Raw genomic sequence first — 15,930 nt, 5'->3', positions numbered from 1 at the left:
TTTCTGCACCTAACGCCAATTGGGGTGGGACACACGCCCCCAACGCCACATTGGGGCGCTTGGGTCAGGAGGCCGCGGCCGGGTGGATCGCCACGGTCGCGGCCTTCACCGAGAGCGTCACCGCCGAACCCGGCTCCAGGGCGAGCTCGGCGACGGCGGCCGGGGTGAGGTCGGCGGTGAGGCCGTGGGCCCAGCCGCCGGCCTCGGCCCGGACCCGGATCACCGGCCCGTGCGGCTCCAGGGCCGCGACGACGGCGTCGGCGGTGTTGCGCGGGCTGCCGCGGTGCTCGCCATCGTGCGGGTAGACGGCGACGGCGTTCGGCGCGAACACCGCCACCGCGGGCTCGCCCGGCACCACGTCGGCCGCCGGGAGGCCGCTGACGACCTCGCCGGACGCCGTCCGCAGCCCTTCGGCGACCGCGGTCCCGGCCACCAGGTTGAGGCCGGCGATCCGCGCGGTGAACGCCGTCCGCGGGGCCGAAAGCACCTCACGGGTCGGGCCGCGTTCGACGATCCGGCCGTCGTTCAGCACCGCGACGTGGTCGGCGAGCGCGAGCGCGTCCAGCGGGTCGTGCGTGACGAGCACGGTCGTCGGCCCGGTCTTCAGCACCCGCCGCAGCAGGCCGCGGATCGCCGGTGCGGCGTCGACGTCGAGGGCGGCGAAGGGCTCGTCGAGCAGCAGGAGGTCCGGTTCGGCGGCCAGTGCCCTGGCGATCGCGACGCGCTGGGCCTGTCCGCCCGACAACTGTCCCGGCCGCCGGTCGGCCAGCGCGACGGCGTCCACTTCGGCCAGCCAGTAGTAGGCGCGCTCGCGGGCGGCGCGGCGGCCGGCGCCGGTCGAGCGCGGCGAGAAGGCGACGTTGTCCGCCGCCGAAAGGTGCGGGAAGAGCAGGGCGTCCTGGGAGAGCAGGCCGATCCCGCGGCGGTGCGGCGCGACGCCGGCCAGCGCGCGGCCGGCCACGGTGATTTCCGCCGACGACGGCGTGATCAGCCCGGCGAGGCAGCCCAGCACCGTCGACTTGCCCGAGCCGTTGGGGCCGAGCAGGGCCAGCACGGTTCCGGCGGGCACGTCGAGGTCGACGTCCAGCGAAAACGAGCCGCGGACGGCGGCGATCCGGGCGGTCAGGCTCACCGGAGGCCGCCTTCCCACGAACGCGGCCGCGCGACGGCGATCACGATCACGGCCACGACGATGAGCAGCAGCGAGAGCGCGACGGCGCTGTCGATGTCCACTTCGGCCTGCGTGTAGACCTCGAGCGGCAGCGTGCGCGTGACGTCTTCGAGGCTGCCGGCGAAGGTGATCGTGGCGCCGAATTCGCCGAGCGCGCGGGCGAAGCTGAGGACGACGCCGGAGCCGAGCGCGGGCAGCAGCAGCGGCAGCGTGACGCGCCGGAAGACGGTCCACGGGCGCGCGCCGAGGGTCGCGGCGACCTGCTCGTAGCGGTCGCCGGAGCCACGCAGCGCGCCTTCGAGGCTGACGACCAGGAACGGCATCGCCACGAACGTCTGCGCGATGACGACGGCGGTCGTGGTGAACGGGACGGACTCCCCGGTCAGCGCGGTGATCAGCGCGCCGAGGAAGCCCTTGCGGCCGAGCAGGTAGAGCAGCGCGAGGCCGCCGACGACCGGCGGCAGGACCAGCGGCAGCAGCACGATCGAGCGCAGCACCCGGACGCCGCGGAAGCGGGCCCTGGCGAGGACGACGGCCAGCGGCACGCCGAGCAGCACACAGGCCAGTGTGGACAACGCGGCGGTGATCAGCGACAGCCGCAGCGCGTGCCACGACGACGGCGTGGCGATCAGCGACGGCAGCCGCGTCAGGTCCGAGCGCACCAGCAGGCCGACGACCGGGAGGACGACCAGCGCCAGCGCGAGGGTGGCCGGGACGGCCAGGACCCACGGGACGCGCGAACGGCCGGCCGGGACGGATCCCGGCCGGCCGTTCGGGGACCGCTTACTGCGCAGGGCCGAACCCGACCTTGCCCAGCTCGGTCTTGCCTTCGGCGCCGAGGACGAAGTCGTCGAACTCCTTGGCCAGCGCGCTCTGGCCGCCCTTGACCACGGCGATCGGGTAGCTGTTGACCGCCTGGGCCGCCTCGGGGAAGTCGACCTTGTCGACCTTGCCCGCGGCCGACGTCGTGTCGGTGACGTAGACCAGGCCCGCGTCGGCGTCACCGGAAGCGACCTTGTTCAGCACCTGCTTGACGTCCTGCTCTTCGCTCTTCGGCTTGAGCGTGACGCCGGTCGCCGTCTCGACCTTCTTGGTCGCCGAACCGCACGGCACCTGCGGGGCGCAGGTGATCACGGTCAGCCCGGCCTTGTTCAGGTCCGCGAAGGACTTGATGCCCTTGGGATTACCCGGGGCGACCGCGATGGCGAGCTTGTTGGTCGCGAAGACCGTCGGCTGGCCGTCGATCACGCCGCCCTGGACTGCCTTGTCCATGTTGGCCTGGTCGGCCGAGGCGAAGACGTCGGCCTTGGCGCCGTTGGTCAGCTGCTGGACCAGGCCGGACGAGCCCGCGAAGCTGAACTTCACGGTGGTGCCGGGGTGCTTGGCTTCGAACGCCTTGCCGAGCGCGGTGAACGACTCGGTGAGCGACGCGGCGGCGAACACGGTCAGCGTGCCACCGCCGGCGTTCCCGGCCCCCTTGGGCGCGGGCGCGGTGACGGACGACCCGCCGGTCTGCGTGCTGGGCTCGTCCGAGCTGCTGCACGCGCCCGCGAACAGGGCGACGGCGGCCACAGCGAGGGCAAGTTTCTTCATCGACTTCCTTCCGGTGTTTCCACCACGACAGTGGTCGCCTTGACCACCGCGACCGCGAGCACACCGGGGCGCAGGCCCAGCTCGCGGACGGCTTCCGTACTCATCAGGGACACCACGCGGTGCGCCCCGCACTGCAGTTCCACCTGGGCCATCACCTTGTCGGCGATCACCTCGGTGACCAGCCCCACGAACCTATTGCGGGCGGACCGGCCGACCGCGGACGGGTCGTCGGGCGCGGCGGCCTGCGCCCGGGCGAACCCGGCGAGCTGGGCGCCGTCGACGACCTTGCGGCCGGCGGCGTCGTCGGTCGCGGTCAGCTGCCCCGCGCGCACCCACCTCCGGACGGTGTCGTCGCTGACGCCGAGCAGGCGCGCGGCCTCGGACAACCGAAATTGCGGCATGCCGCAGACATTATCTCCGCAGTTGAGGAAAAGCTACGCGGGACGCGAATTGCCCATGACTTCGGCGCGCAGCTGTTCGAGGATGACATTCTGATAACGCTCGATGACTTTTCGCTCGGCCGGGGAGAACTGCGCGAGCGTCTCGCAGAGGGTGTCGAAGGCCGACTCGAAGAGCGGCGCGAAGCGCTCCTCCGCTCCCGGCACGACCTCGACGAGGACCTTGCGGCGGTCTTCGGGGTCCCGCACGCGGCGGACCAGGCCGACCTTCTCCAGCCGGTCGATGACCCCGGTGACCGCGCCGGTGGACAGGCCGGTCAGCCCGGCGATCCGGCCCGCGGTGAGCGGTCCGCCGGCCTGGATGACCAGGTCGAACGTCTTGTGGTCGGTGCCGGACAGGCCCATCCGCTCGGCGATCCTGGCGTGCCGCAGAACGGTGAACGTGCTGCCCTGCCTGCCCAATTCCGCGAAGCGGAAGAGTTCCTCTTCGGTGACCGGGTAAGTCTTTTCCGTCACGAGCCCTCGTTAGTTCGCCCACTGAACCACTCACTGCGCAAAGTATCCTAGCCGGGCTTCGGAGAGCTACTCTGTGCGTAATGACAGCAGTGGATCTCGGGTTTCCTCGCGTCCCCGGTACACGAGGGTCATCTCGCGTGCCCCGGCCCGAGAACCCCCATCTCATCGACACCTTCGGCCGGGTGGCCACCGATCTGCGGGTTTCCCTGACGGATCGGTGCAACCTGCGCTGCACCTACTGCATGCCCGCGGAAGGCCTCGACTGGATGCCGGGCGAGCAGGTGCTGACCGACGACGAACTGGTCCGGCTGATGCGGATCGCCGTCGAACTGCTCGGCGTCACCGACATCCGGCTCACCGGCGGCGAACCGCTGCTGCGGCCGGGTCTCGAGGACCTCGTCGCGCGGATCACGGCGTTGTCGCCCCGGCCGCGGTTGTCCATGACCACCAACGGGATCGGGCTGGCCCGCCGCGCCGCGGGCCTCGCCGAGGCGGGGCTGGACCGGATCAACGTCTCGCTCGACACGGTCGACCCCGAGCTGTTCAAGACGATCACCCGACGCGACCGGCTCTCGCACGTGCTCGCGGGCCTCGCGGCGGCGCGGGACGCCGGGATGTCGCCGGTGAAGGTCAACGCCGTGCTGATCCGCGGGCTCAACGAGTCCGAAGCCGTGCCGCTGCTGAAGTTCTGCCTCGACGAGGGCTACCACCTGCGGTTCATCGAGCAGATGCCACTGGACGCCCAGCACGGCTGGAACCGCGGCGAGATGATCACCGCGGCCGAGATCCTCTCGATGCTGGCGTCGTCGTTCGAGCTGACGCCGGCCTCGGAGGCGCGCGGCGGGGCACCGGCCGAGCGCTGGCTGGTCGACGGCGGGCCCGGCGACGTCGGCGTGATCGCGTCGGTGACCCGACCGTTCTGCTCGGCCTGCGAGCGGACGCGGCTGACGGCCGACGGGGCGGTGCGCTCCTGCCTGTTCAGCAACGACGAGACGGATCTGCGGTCCCTCGTGCGCGCGGGCGCGCGCGATGAGGAGGTGGCGGACGCCTGGCGCGCGACGATGTGGGGGAAACTCGCCGGGCACGAGATCAACGACGCCGGGTTCGCGCAGCCGATCCGGCCGATGAGCGCGATCGGCGGTTGAGGTGGCGACGGTGACCATCGTGGTGCGGTACTTCGCTTCGGCGCGGGCCGCGGCGGGCGTGGACGAGGAGAAGGTCCAGCTGCCGGACGGGGCCTCGGTCGCCGACGCGGTGGCCGAGCTGGCCCGCCTGCACCCTTCTTCGTTGCCGCGGATCCTCGACGCGGTCAGCTACCTCCTGGACGGCATCGCGGTCCGCGACCTCACCCGCCCCCTCCGGAACGGCGCCGAGCTGGACGTCCTCCCACCCTTCGCCGGCGGCTGACCCACCCGCGAACCCGCGTGATCCGCAGGGTCGGCACGCGTGATCGAGCAGCCGACACGCGTGCTTGAAGGGTCGGCACGGCGCAGGCAGGCCGACGCGGCGTGTCGTCCCTCTGATCACGCGTGTCGGCTCTCCAAGCACGCGGGCCGGAGGTTTGGTCCATCCGGCGGAGCCCCGCGAACTTCGTTCTCCCTGTAAAACGGCGACCGCTCGGGTACGGCGGCCGACCGCTCGGCGACGGGCTTTCCGGCGCCCGGCGTGGCGCGTCACCGATTCCGGGTGTTCGCGAGAAGCTGATCGCCACCGGCCACCACGCCTTCCGGTGACCTGTTTCACCTGGTCCGTCGCCCTGCGTCGGCGTCGGCTCGGGGAGGTAGCTGCCGCCACCGCTCCGACCGGGTCGGGAAACCCCACGAACAGGTGGGACTGCTGTGACTCTTGAGGCAACTGAGGCAGGATTGTCAAGTCTGGCGACCTACCGTCCAGGCCCATAAGATGCGCGCCCCAATCGCGATCCGGGCGGCGCGAATGGCCCATTCGCTGCCTGAAACACGTGATGCAAGCCTCACGATCCGTGTTTTATCTCGGGGAGGAAACGGCCAGATAACGGCCGCCTGACCTGCACAAACAGGCATATCGACAGGGGTTGCGTGCCGTTACTGTGACGTAGGTCACGCCTCGAATAATTTCCGATCACGGCCATCGTTACGTACCGTCGCTTTTCGGTTGGCCCCGACCGACCGAAGCAAGACCGGGAATCCGTAGCGCCTAGCCCTGTCCGACGGATCCCCGGACCCATACCCCGAGCGAAAGCATTTCCGGACAGGGACGAGGGGACGACGAAGACGCGCCGTGCGTCGGACTCGCCTGCCGGCCTGGGATGGCCGGCGCCAGGACCCCGATCCTGACCCTCACACCGGTTCGTAGGCGCTGGGAAACCGAGAAGCATCCAAATGTCTTACCGAGGCAAGCACCGCAAGATGTCCGCTGCCACCCGCACCGTCGCTCGCGTCGCCATCGCGGGCATTGCGGTCGGCGCTCCCCTCGCGATCGCCGCGACCCCCGCGTCGGCGACCAACTGGGACGCCATCGCGCAGTGCGAGAGCAGCGGCAACTGGAGCACCAACACCGGCAACGGCTACTACGGCGGCCTGCAGTTCTCGCAGAGCACCTGGAAGGCCTACGGCGGCACCGGCAGCGCGGCGAACGCTTCCCGCGAGCAGCAGATCGCCGTGGCCGAGCGTGTCCTGCAGGGTCAGGGCATCGGCGCCTGGCCGGTCTGCGGCAAGAAGGGCGGCAGCGGTTCGTCGGCCCCCAAGGCCACCGGCAAGGTCACCAAGAAGGTGACCCCGAAGAAGAGCACCTCCGCGCCCGCCCCGAAGAAGGCGGCGCCGGCCCCGGCCGCCCCCGCGGCGACCGGCGTGAGCAGCTCCAACCCGGCCGGTGACTACACCGTCGTGGCGGGCGACACCCTGTCCAAGATCGCCAAGCAGTTCAACGTCCAGGGCGGCTACCAGAAGCTGCAGGAGCTGAACGCGAAGTACATCCCGAACGCGGACCTGATCCTCGTCGGGCAGAAGATCGCCACCAAGTGACGATCACGCAGTGATGCGCGAGTCCGGCCTCGAGCCGTGACCTGAAAGGGCTCCCACCGCCGATCCCCCGGGCGGTGGGAGCCCTTCACGCGTTTCCGGGGCGCCGGGATTGTCGGTCCCGGCCGGTAAGCTGGATACCGGGGGCCGGAGGCCAAGCCTGCGCTTCGGAGCGGGCGGCCCACCGGGGGCTGAGCCCGCCGCCGCACAGCCGGCCCAGCGCGGACCGACTCGCCAGGCCAAGCTGCTGGCTGCCGCAAGGTCGCCCCGCTCGCGGAGCGCACCTCGCCGCCGCACAGCCGGCCCAGACTGGCCGGGCCAAGCTGGCTGCCGCAAGGTCGCCCCGCTCGCCGAGCGCACCTCGCCGCCGCACAGCCGGGGCCCAGCGCGGACAGACTCGCCAAGCCAAGTCAGAGGCCGCCCACCCAGCCCGCACTGCGGCCAGCTCGCCGGGCCAAGCCGGCCGCAGAGCCGCCCCCGCGCGGCCGAGCCAAGCTCGCTGCCGCAGAGCTGCCCCAGTGCGGCCGGCCAAGCCGGCGCCACACGGCCATCCCAACGCAGACAGGCTCCCCAGCGCGACAGCACCCCTCAGGGGCGCTCAGCGCCTCCTGAGGGCGGCGCAAGCCTTCCTCAGCCCGGCGAACCGGACAGGCCCGCCCAAAGCCCCCTCAGCGCGCCCGGATCCGCTCCGCCTCCGCCAGTTGCATCCGCTCCCCCTTCCGCAGCACCTCGATCACCAACTCGAGCTGCTCCGCCGTGTACTCCGCCAGCAACGCCCGGCCCGCCCGCTCGATCGGCCCGTACACCTCCTCCAGCAGCTCCGCGGCCTTCGGCGTCAGCTCCACCACCGCCCGGCGCCGGTCGTCCACGTCCGTGCGGCGCGTCAGATGACCCGCGTTCGCGAGGCGCTGGATCGCCGTCGTCGTCGCGGCCGGGCTCAGGTTCGCCTCCGTGGCCAGCCTGCCCGCCGTCAACGTTCCCGCCGCCGCCACCAGGCCGATGATGCGCAGGTCCGTGCGGTTCACGCCGAACGCCGCCGCGGCGGCTTCGTCGACTACGTCGTTCGCCGCTCCGAACGCCGCTGCGGCGAGCGTGGCCTCGGTGACCCGTGATTGCTTCGACACTCGAAAGAGTCTACCTTGGCCGGTAAGTATTTCGATAGTCGAAAGGATTTACCCGTGCCGACCCACCACGACCTGCCCCGCTGGCTCCGCCCCGCCAACCGCCTCATCCGCCTCTTGACGCGCCTGGGGCTGCGCCTGGGCACCATCCACGTCCTGACCGTCCCCGGCCGCCGCTCGGGCGTGCCGCGGCCCACCCCGGTTTCCCCTCTCACCGTCGACGGCCACCGGTACGTCGTCGCCGGGCTGCCGGACGGCGACTGGGCGCGCAACGTCCGCGCCGCGGGCCGCGGCGAGCTCGCCTACGGACGCCGGAAGCAGGCCGTGACGCTCGAAGAGGTCACAGACGCCGAAACCCGCGCGCGGGTCATGCGGGCCTTCCCGCGCGAGGTGCCGGGCGGGGTGCCGATGTTCGTGAAGCTGGGGCTGGTCACCACCGCCGACCCGGACCAGTTCGCCGCGGCCGCCGACCGGGTCGCGACGTTCCGGATCACGGCGAGTTGACCCACTCGTCCGTGCCGTCGGTGAAGTGCTGGTGCTTCCACACCGGCAGCCGCGCCTTGACCTCGTCGACGAGCTCCGAGCACGCCGAGAACGCCTGCCCGCGGTGTTCTGCCGCCACAGCGCAGGCCAGCGCGACGTCGCCGATCGTCAGCGCACCCAGCCGGTGGCTCACCGCCACCGCGCGGACGCCGGTCCAGCGCGCCGACAGGTCCGCGACGACGTCGGCGATCACCTGGCTCGCGCTCGGGTGGCCCTCGTACGTCAGGTCGCGGACGCCCTTGCCGCCGTCGTGGTCGCGGACCACGCCCGCGAACGTCACCACTGCACCCGCCGCGTCGTCCTCGACCAGGCGGGCGTGCTCCTCGACCGACAGCGTCTCCTCGGTCACCAGCGCCCGCGCGACCCGCACCGCGGGCCCCGGAGCGGCGGTGCGCGGGTGGTCGCCGCCCGCCAGCTGGTCGACGGCGTGCTCGAGGATGCCGTCCAGCACGCCGAGACCGTCCTTGACGCCGCCACTGGAGCCCGGCAGGTTCACCACCAGCGTCCGGCCCGCCACGCCCGCCAAGCCGCGCGAGAGCACCGCCGTCGGCACCTTCGGCAGGCCGGCCGCGCGGATCGCGTCCGCGACGCCCGGCAGCTCGTGGTCGAGGAGCGCGCGGGTGACGTCCGGGGTGCGGTCGGTCGGCGAGATGCCGGTGCCGCCGGTGGTGAGGACCACGGCGACGCCGTCGGCCAGCGCCGCCCGCAGCGCGACGCCCACCGGTTCGCCGTCCTCGACGACGACCGGCGCCGGCACGTCGTACCCGCGGTCGGCCAGCCAGGCGGCGATCACCGGGCCGGTCTTGTCCTCGTAGACGCCCTTCGCGGCGCGGTTGGACGCCACGATCACGCGCGCGCTGCGCTTCACGGCCGCTCCCAGGTTCCGGTCTTGCCGCCGTCCTTGCGGAGCAGGCGGACCTCGTCCAGCGTCGCCGCCGGGTCGACGGCCTTGATCATGTCGTGCAGCGTCAGCCCGGCGACGGCGACCGCGGTCAGCGCCTCCATCTCGACGCCGGTGACGTCGGTGGTCTTCGCCGTCGCGCGGATGCCGACCTCGGCCTCGCCGAGGGTGAACTCGACCTTGACCCCGGACAGCGCGATCTGGTGGCACAGCGGGATGAGGTCGGGGACGCGCTTGGCGCCCATGATCCCGGCGATGCGCGCGGTGGCGAGGGCGTCGCCCTTGGGGAGGCCGTCGGTGGCCAGCAGCCGCAGCACCTCGGCGGTGGTCCGCACGGTCCCGGCGGCGAGCGCGGTGCGCGCGGAGGCGGTCTTGCCGGAGACGTCGACCATGCGGGCGGCGCCGGTTTCGTCGACGTGGCTGAGTTCACTCACGAGCCGAGGCTACTTCCACCATCGGGGGACACTGCGGTGGCGGCGGTGTTCAGAAACCTGGAATCTGATAATCTGATCCCGTGATGGAACTGACGGCATCGGAAGCTTCCCGGTCGTTCTCCGCGATGCTCGACGAAGCGGAGAAGGGCGAAACGATCGTCGTCACCCGCAACGGCAGGCGGGTGGCGCTGATCGTGCCTGCGCCGCGCGCGAACGGCGCCGAGGTGTGCGCGGTGTTCCACCGCTGGGCGGGAAAGCTCGAAGCCGGTGGCGGGTTCGAGGAGAACGTGACGAAGGTCCGCGAGACGGCGTCGGCCGAGCTGGACGGTGACCCGTGGCGCGACTGATCCTCGACACCGGCGTCCTCGTCGACGCCGCGCGGCAACGGCTGCCCGCGGGAGCGATCGGCGACGAGGACGACGTCGCCGTACCGGACGTGGCGATCGCCGAATACGAGGTGGGACTGCGGCTCGACCCGAACCCGGCCCGCCGGGCGGCGCACAGTGCGTTCCTGGCGGAGTTCCTGGCGGTGACGCCGGTGGTGGACTACACGACGAGCGTCGTCGAGCACCACGCCGAGCTGCTGGCCCACCTCCAGCGCACGGGGCAGGCCCGCGGCGCCCACGACCTGATCATCGCCGCGACCGCCCGGGCCACCGGCCGCACGCTGGTGACCACGGACGGCCGGGCCCGGTTCGAGGAACTTCCGGAGGTTGAGGTGAGGCTGTTGGAGCGGATCAGCTGAGGCTCAGCGCTCCACGAGTGCGGCATTCCCGGGAGACGTTCGCCGGACAGCCGCGGCGGGTGCGGGTTCGCGGCCGGTCAACGCTCGGCGGGCACGGCCGTCGGAAGGGCGCGCGCCCGGTGGGCCATCGCCGAAATGCGCGCACCCGGGACCTGCGGCGGGCGACCCACCACCAGGCGACCACCGCGGCAGCCTGCCCACCGACGGCCAGCCCGCCGCCGGGGACGACGCCTGCGGCAGCCGCCCACCGCCGAGCAGCCGGGAGCCGCCTGCCGACGGGCGCGCCACCGCAGCCGCCCGATGTCGGGGAGCCGGCGCGGGCGCGGGTCGCCTGCAGCTCAGCGCTCCGCGAGCACTGCCTTCCGGACCGCCTCGGCCACCGCGGGGGCCACCGCGCTGTCGAACACGCTCGGCACGATGAACGACGCGTTCAGCTTGCCGTTGTCCACCACGTCCGCGATCGCGTCCGCCGCGGCCAGCAGCATCGAGTCGTCGATGTTGTGCGCGTTGGCGTCCAGCAGGCCCCGGAACACGCCCGGGAAGGCCAGGACGTTGTTGATCTGGTTCGGGAAGTCGCTGCGGCCCGTCGCCACCACCGCGGCGTGCTTCTGGGCCTCCAGAGGGTCGATCTCCGGGTCCGGGTTGGCCAGCGCGAAGACCACCGCGTCCGGCTTCATCGTCGCCACCTGGTCGGCGCCGAACAGGTTGGGGGCCGACACGCCGATGAACACGTCGGCGCCCACCAGCGCCTCGTGCAGGGTGCCGCTGACCTGCTCCTTGTTCGTGTGCGACGCGATCCAGGCCAAGTTGTCGTCGAGGTTGCCGCGCGCCGAATGCACGATGCCGTCGATGTCCGCCGCGACGATGTCGCCCGGGTTCTTCTGCAGCAGCAGGCGGATGATCGCCGAGCCGGCCGCGCCGACGCCGCTGACCACGATCTTGCAGTCCTCGATGCTCTTGCCCACCACGCGCAGGGCGTTGCGCAGCGCCGCGACGACCACGATCGCCGTTCCGTGCTGGTCGTCGTGGAACACCGGGATGTCCAGCTGCTCGCGCAGGCGCTTCTCGATCTCGAAGCAGCGCGGGGCCGCGATGTCCTCGAGGTTGATGCCCGCGTACACCGGGGCCAGCGCCTTGGCGATCAGGATGATCTCCTCAGTGTCCTGGGTGTCCAGGCACACCGGCCACGCGTCGACGTCGGCGAACTTCTTGAACAGCGCCGCCTTGCCCTCCATCACCGGCAGCGCCGCGGCCGGGCCGATGTTGCCGAGGCCGAGCACCGCCGAGCCGTCCGTCAGCACCGCGACGGTGTTGCGCTTGATGGTCAGCCGGCGGGCGTCCTCGGGGTTGGCGGCGATCGCCTGGCAGACGCGGGCCACCCCCGGGGTGTAGGCGCGGGAGAGGTCGTCACGGTTGCGGAGCGCGACCTTCGGCGTGACCTCGATCTTGCCGCCGAGGTGGATCAGGAACGTCCGGTCCGAAACCTTGCGGACGCGGACGCCGGGCAGCGAGTCGAGCGTCTGGGTGATGTCGTTCGCGTGGTTCTCCGACAGCGCGTTGGCGCTGATGTCGACCACGATCGAGTCGGAGTGGGACTCGACGACGTCGAACGCGGTCAGCACGCCCCCGACGCGCCCGACGGCCGCGGTCAGGTCACCGGCCGCCGTGACCGAGGCCGGGGCCTCCACCCGGACGGTGATCGAATATCCGGGACCGGGAACCGGCATGGCACTACCCCCGTGGTGGGAAAGGTGGGCTGGGACGGGAGGAAACCTACTCCCGTGACCGCCCTCACGAGGGGCCGATACCGGTACTGACCAGTAACTATGCGGTCAGCGGTTGATCTCGGTCTCCGGGTGCACGTAGGGCACCGTGTCGAGGGGGAAGGTGATGTCGCCGAACGGCGACAGCGCGCCCTGGCGGTCGGACGCGAGCTCGGTCACCGGGTGCTCGCCGGCCTCGCCCGGCCAGGTCGGGTCGACGCCCTTGTGCTTCTTCTCACCCTTGGCCACAACGTCCTCCACAGCCGCACGACGGTCTTAGGCAGACAGTCTGCCTGAGGCCCGGCAGCCCGGCGCAACCGCCCGGTATCCTGGTCTTCTATGCCCGCGACCTCTTTGGCGGACTGGCTGCGTGCGGAGTCCGACGACGCACTCGCAGAGCTGCTCCGCACGCGGCGCGACCTGTCCACGCCCCCGCCCTCCGACAGCACGGTGCTGGCCACCCGGGCCGGCACGCCGGGCTCGGTCGCGCGCGCCTGCGAGGACCTCGACACCTTCACCCTGGCCGTGCTCGAAGCCTGCCTGCTCGCCGGCGCGGATCGCGACCCGGTGCCGGTCGAAGACGTCGCCAAGCTCGTCGGCGCCGACATCGCCGTGCCGCTGGCGTGCCTGCGCTCGCGGGCGCTGACCTGGGGCCCCGACGACGCCCTGCGCGTGCCGCCCGCGGCCCGGGAGGCGCTCGGGCCGTTCCCGGCCGGGCTGGGCACGTCTTCGCCGGCGCTGGCCGGTGAGGACCTCGGCGCCCGGCTCGCCGAACTGTCCGACGACGAACGCGGCGTGCTGACCGCCCTCGCCGCCGGCCCGCCGATCGGCCGCACCCGCGACGCCGGCCTCGACCTCTCGCTGGAGAAGGCCGAGACTCCGGTGCAGAAGCTGCTCGCCCGCGGCCTGCTGCTGCGGCGCGACGACCAGACCGTCGAGCTGCCGCGCGAACTCGGCATGGCGGTGCGCGGCGGGGCGTTCGCGCCCGGCACGCTCACCGAGCCCGAGCTGCCGGTCCACCCGCACCAGCCGTCCACTCTGGACGAAGCGGCGGCCGGTGAGGCGATGGAGTTCCTGCGCCACACCGAAGCCCTGCTGCGCGCGTGGTCGGCCGCGCCGCCGCCGGTGCTCAAGTCCGGCGGCCTCGGCGTGCGGGAGCTGAAGAAGCTCGCCAAGGACCTCGAGATCGACGACACGCAGGCGATCCTGGTGGCCGAGCTGGCCGTGGGCGCCGGGCTCGTCGCCGACAGCGAAGCGTCCGTCCCCGAGTGGGTGCCGACGACGCTGACCGACTCGTGGCTCGCGTCGCCGACCGCGCAGCGGTGGATGACGCTCGCCCAGGCGTGGCTGGAGCTGCCGCGGCTGCCCGGGATGGCCGGCGGCCGCGACGCCAAGGACAAGCCGATCGCGCCGCTGTCGGAGGACCTGCGCCGCCCGCTGGCGCCGGTCGCGCGGCGGCGGATCCTCGCCGCGCTGGCCGACCTGCCCCGGGGCTCCGGCGTGAAGAGCGTCGACGAACTGGTCGCCGTGCTGGCCTGGCGGGCGCCGCGCCGGGGCGGGCGGCTGCGGGACGAGACCGTCCGCTGGACGATGGCCGAAGCGAGCGCGCTGGGGATCGTCGGGCTCGGCGGCGTCACGACGGCGACGCGCGCGCTGCTCGCCGAGGACCGGCCGGGCGCGGTCGAGGCGATCCTGGACGCCCTCCCCGCGCCGGTGGATCGCGTGGTGCTGCAGGCCGACCTGACGGTCGTCGCGCCCGGGCCGCTGGAACCGGAGCTGGCGGCGGAAATCTCCGCCACCGCCGACGTCGAATCGGCCGGGCACGCGACGGTCTACCGGATCACCGAGGCGTCGGTGCGGCGCGCGCTGGACACCGGCCGCACGGCCGACGAGCTGCACGCGCTGTTCAAGACGAAGTCGGCGACGCCGGTGCCGCAGGGGCTGAGCTACCTGATCGACGACGTCGCCCGGCGGCACGGACGGCTGCGCGGCGGCGTCGCGGCGTCCTTCCTGCGCTGCGACGACGAGGCGCTGCTGGCCGAGGTGCTGGCCCACCCGGTCGCGGCGGAACACGCGCTGCGGCTGATCGCGCCGACCGTCGTGATCAGCCCGGACCCGCTGCACGAGGTCCTGGCGGCGCTGCGCGGCGCCGGGTTCGCCCCGGCGGCGGAGGGTCCGGACGGCCGCGTGGTCGACATCCGGCCCGGCGGCCGCCGCCTGCCGGCGAAGGCCCGGGCGGCCCGCCGCAGCCCGGGCGAGCAGGCGGTGCTGACCGAGGACCAGGCGGCCCGGATCGTGTCCAACCTCCGCGCGGGCGACGCGGCTTCGGCCCGCCGCCGCGGATCCGCGGTGCGCGCGCCGGTCGGCGGGGGTGCCGACACGTCGGCAACGCTCGAACTGCTGTCCCGGGCGACGCTGGAGCGCCGGGAGGTGTGGATCGGGTTCGTGGACTCCCGGGGCACGGCGAGCCAGCGCGTGGTCCGGCCGGTGCGCGTCGGCGGCGGGGTCCTCGAAGGCGAGAACAACGAGCGCTACTCGCTGCACCGCATCACGTCCGCGGCGCTCGTGGAGGACTGACGCCGGATCCGGTGAATCCCCCGCCGGACCGTCCGGGCCGGTGGTAGGCCTGGATCATGAAGCAGGGGACGCGGGTCACGGCGCTGGTGGCCGCGGCGGTGGTGAGCGGCACGGGCTTCGCCGTGGCGGGCCACTCGGCGTACACCGTCCGCGGGACCACGCACATCGCGAAGCCGGACGTCGATCTCGAGCTCGGGCCGGGCCGCGCCGAGCTGGACACCGGGCCCGGCACCTTCTCCGGGACGATCACGCTGCCGCCGGTCGAGGTGACCCGGTCGCTGCCCGGCGTCGGCCGGGTCAGCGGAACCGTCACGCTCGGCCCCGGCCACGCCGAGGGCGCGCTCTCCGGCGGCTTCTCCGGCGCGGCGACCTGGCCGGTGGCGCTCTCCGACGTCCGCGTCGGCGGCGTGACCTACGACGTCGGCGACGAGTGCCGGACAGCCGAGCCGCTCACGACCGAACTGACGTCGGACGACTTCGCCGTCAGCACGGGCGGGCGTCTCGAAGCGACCTACGCGATCGGGGCGTTCGAAAACTGCGGCTCGGCGACGCCGATGATCAACGCCGTCATCCCGGGTCCGGGCAACACCCTGGTCCTGGACCTCGCCGACGGCTAGAGGGCGCGCAGGCCGGCCAGCACGCGCTCCATGAACTCGCGCGACGACCGGTCGCCGAGGATCAGCTCGGTCTGGTGGATCAGCACCAGGCCGATGTCGGCCATGTCGCCGACCAGCACCTTCACCACGCCGAGGGGCAGCCGCAGGTGCGCGGCGATCTCGGCGACGGACCGGGTGTCCAGGCACAGGTCGCAGATCCGGCGGTGCTCGACCGAGCGGACCCCGCGGTAGCGGCGCCCGTCGTCGGACGTCGAGACGAGGGCTTCGAGCGCCAGGTTGTGGTCGGACCGGGTGCGGCCGCCGGTGCGGGTGTACGGGCGGACCCGCGACCCGGGCGAAGCGACGGGCACCGGGCTCACCACGCGGGCCGGCTCGTTCCAGGCCGGGTCCTCCCACGGTTCCGGGTTCGGGATCCAGCGGGTCTCCGGGTCCGGCGGCGGGGTCCAGTCGGCGGGCGGCGGGGCCCACGCGGGCGGGGGCGCCGCCTGCCGCGACACCGGCGGGGCCACCGGGTGCGGCCGCGAGACCGGCGCCGGTGGCCGCGCCGCGAAC

Annotated in this window: 19 protein-coding genes; 8 read left to right on the top strand and 11 right to left on the bottom strand. The window is 72.9% G+C overall.

What is annotated here, in order from left to right; genetic code table 11:
* Positions 1 to 64: 64 nt before the first annotated feature.
* The 5 genes from ACWEVN_RS38120 to ACWEVN_RS38100 form a co-directional block, all read right to left on the bottom strand.
* Positions 65 to 1,132: a sulfate/molybdate ABC transporter ATP-binding protein gene (locus ACWEVN_RS38120; RefSeq protein WP_449685417.1), complete on the bottom strand. Its 1,068-nt coding sequence runs from the start codon at positions 1,130 to 1,132 to the stop codon at positions 65 to 67.
* Positions 1,129 to 1,893 (bottom strand): ABC transporter permease, encoded by a 765-nt coding sequence (locus ACWEVN_RS38115; protein WP_449685418.1) that lies wholly within the window; start codon positions 1,891 to 1,893, stop codon positions 1,129 to 1,131. Before ACWEVN_RS38115 ends, ACWEVN_RS38120 begins: the two co-directional genes overlap by 4 nt.
* Before the next feature lie 61 nt (positions 1,894 to 1,954).
* The gene (gene modA, locus ACWEVN_RS38110) at positions 1,955 to 2,764 is read right to left on the bottom strand and encodes a molybdate ABC transporter substrate-binding protein (RefSeq protein ID WP_449685416.1); all 810 of its coding nucleotides are present in this window, start codon (positions 2,762 to 2,764) and stop codon (positions 1,955 to 1,957) included.
* Positions 2,761 to 3,165, bottom strand: coding sequence for a TOBE domain-containing protein (locus ACWEVN_RS38105; RefSeq protein WP_310968721.1), 405 nt, complete (start codon positions 3,163 to 3,165; stop codon positions 2,761 to 2,763). Before ACWEVN_RS38105 ends, modA begins: the two co-directional genes overlap by 4 nt.
* Positions 3,166 to 3,198: 33 nt before the next feature.
* Entirely contained in the window at positions 3,199 to 3,678 is a 480-nt protein-coding gene (locus ACWEVN_RS38100; RefSeq protein WP_452054505.1) for a MarR family winged helix-turn-helix transcriptional regulator, read from the bottom strand.
* Between the two features lie 137 nt (positions 3,679 to 3,815).
* Here ACWEVN_RS38100 and moaA point away from each other — a divergent pair, with 137 nt between their 5' ends.
* From moaA to ACWEVN_RS38085, 3 genes are all read left to right on the top strand, one after another.
* Positions 3,816 to 4,823, top strand: coding sequence for a GTP 3',8-cyclase MoaA (gene moaA, locus ACWEVN_RS38095; RefSeq protein WP_452054504.1), 1,008 nt, complete (start codon positions 3,816 to 3,818; stop codon positions 4,821 to 4,823).
* A gap of 10 nt (positions 4,824 to 4,833) precedes the next feature.
* A complete protein-coding gene (locus tag ACWEVN_RS38090; RefSeq protein ID WP_452054503.1) occupies positions 4,834 to 5,085 on the top strand; it encodes a MoaD/ThiS family protein in 252 nt (83 codons plus the stop codon).
* Positions 5,086 to 6,038: 953 nt separating this feature from the next.
* Positions 6,039 to 6,680: a transglycosylase family protein gene (locus tag ACWEVN_RS38085; protein WP_449685413.1), complete on the top strand. Its 642-nt coding sequence runs from the start codon at positions 6,039 to 6,041 to the stop codon at positions 6,678 to 6,680.
* A gap of 665 nt (positions 6,681 to 7,345) precedes the next feature.
* Here ACWEVN_RS38085 and ACWEVN_RS38080 read toward each other — a convergent pair.
* Positions 7,346 to 7,801 carry a MarR family winged helix-turn-helix transcriptional regulator gene (locus tag ACWEVN_RS38080; protein ID WP_452054502.1) on the bottom strand — a complete coding sequence of 152 codons (456 nt, stop codon included), beginning with the start codon at positions 7,799 to 7,801 and terminating at the stop codon, positions 7,346 to 7,348.
* A gap of 54 nt (positions 7,802 to 7,855) precedes the next feature.
* On the opposite strand from ACWEVN_RS38080, the gene ACWEVN_RS38075 reads away from it, so the two are divergent.
* The gene (locus ACWEVN_RS38075) at positions 7,856 to 8,302 is read left to right on the top strand and encodes a nitroreductase family deazaflavin-dependent oxidoreductase (RefSeq protein ID WP_452054501.1); all 447 of its coding nucleotides are present in this window, start codon (positions 7,856 to 7,858) and stop codon (positions 8,300 to 8,302) included.
* Here ACWEVN_RS38075 and ACWEVN_RS38070 read toward each other — a convergent pair.
* Complete coding sequence (locus tag ACWEVN_RS38070) at positions 8,289 to 9,209, bottom strand: molybdenum cofactor biosynthesis protein MoaE (protein ID WP_449685410.1); 921 nt, start codon at positions 9,207 to 9,209, stop codon at positions 8,289 to 8,291. The two genes, ACWEVN_RS38075 and ACWEVN_RS38070, sit on opposite strands and share 14 nt — an antisense overlap.
* A complete protein-coding gene (moaC, locus tag ACWEVN_RS38065; protein ID WP_449685409.1) occupies positions 9,206 to 9,676 on the bottom strand; it encodes a cyclic pyranopterin monophosphate synthase MoaC in 471 nt (156 codons plus the stop codon). The genes ACWEVN_RS38070 and moaC overlap by 4 nt, the downstream gene beginning before the upstream one ends.
* 83 nt (positions 9,677 to 9,759) lie before the next feature.
* Between moaC and ACWEVN_RS38060 the strand changes: the two genes are divergently transcribed.
* Positions 9,760 to 10,023 (top strand): type II toxin-antitoxin system Phd/YefM family antitoxin, encoded by a 264-nt coding sequence (locus ACWEVN_RS38060; RefSeq protein ID WP_452054500.1) that lies wholly within the window; start codon positions 9,760 to 9,762, stop codon positions 10,021 to 10,023.
* On the top strand, positions 10,011 to 10,421 hold the full coding sequence (locus ACWEVN_RS38055) for a PIN domain-containing protein (protein WP_452054499.1): 411 nt from the start codon (positions 10,011 to 10,013) through the stop codon (positions 10,419 to 10,421). Before ACWEVN_RS38060 ends, ACWEVN_RS38055 begins: the two co-directional genes overlap by 13 nt.
* Positions 10,422 to 10,759: 338 nt before the next feature.
* On the opposite strand, the gene ACWEVN_RS38050 is transcribed toward ACWEVN_RS38055, so the two are convergent.
* Positions 10,760 to 12,148, bottom strand: coding sequence for a malic enzyme-like NAD(P)-binding protein (locus ACWEVN_RS38050; RefSeq protein WP_449685406.1), 1,389 nt, complete (start codon positions 12,146 to 12,148; stop codon positions 10,760 to 10,762).
* 105 nt (positions 12,149 to 12,253) lie between these two features.
* Positions 12,254 to 12,433: a hypothetical protein gene (locus tag ACWEVN_RS38045; protein ID WP_176174556.1), complete on the bottom strand. Its 180-nt coding sequence runs from the start codon at positions 12,431 to 12,433 to the stop codon at positions 12,254 to 12,256.
* Positions 12,434 to 12,523: 90 nt separating this feature from the next.
* On the opposite strand from ACWEVN_RS38045, the gene ACWEVN_RS38040 reads away from it, so the two are divergent.
* Both ACWEVN_RS38040 and ACWEVN_RS38035 read left to right on the top strand, forming a co-directional pair.
* Positions 12,524 to 14,761 (top strand): helicase-associated domain-containing protein, encoded by a 2,238-nt coding sequence (locus ACWEVN_RS38040; protein WP_452054498.1) that lies wholly within the window; start codon positions 12,524 to 12,526, stop codon positions 14,759 to 14,761.
* Positions 14,762 to 14,817: 56 nt separating this feature from the next.
* Positions 14,818 to 15,378: a hypothetical protein gene (locus tag ACWEVN_RS38035; RefSeq protein ID WP_452054497.1), complete on the top strand. Its 561-nt coding sequence runs from the start codon at positions 14,818 to 14,820 to the stop codon at positions 15,376 to 15,378.
* Here ACWEVN_RS38035 and ACWEVN_RS38030 read toward each other — a convergent pair.
* Positions 15,375 to 15,930: DUF742 domain-containing protein (locus ACWEVN_RS38030; RefSeq protein WP_452054496.1), on the bottom strand; the 556-nt coding region annotated here is incomplete at its 5' end. The genes ACWEVN_RS38035 and ACWEVN_RS38030 overlap by 4 nt on opposite strands.

The organism is Amycolatopsis sp. NPDC003861, from assembly GCF_053605405.1.
The sequence above is the reverse complement of the archived record's forward strand: the minus strand, read 5'-3'. Positions and strand labels throughout refer to the sequence as shown.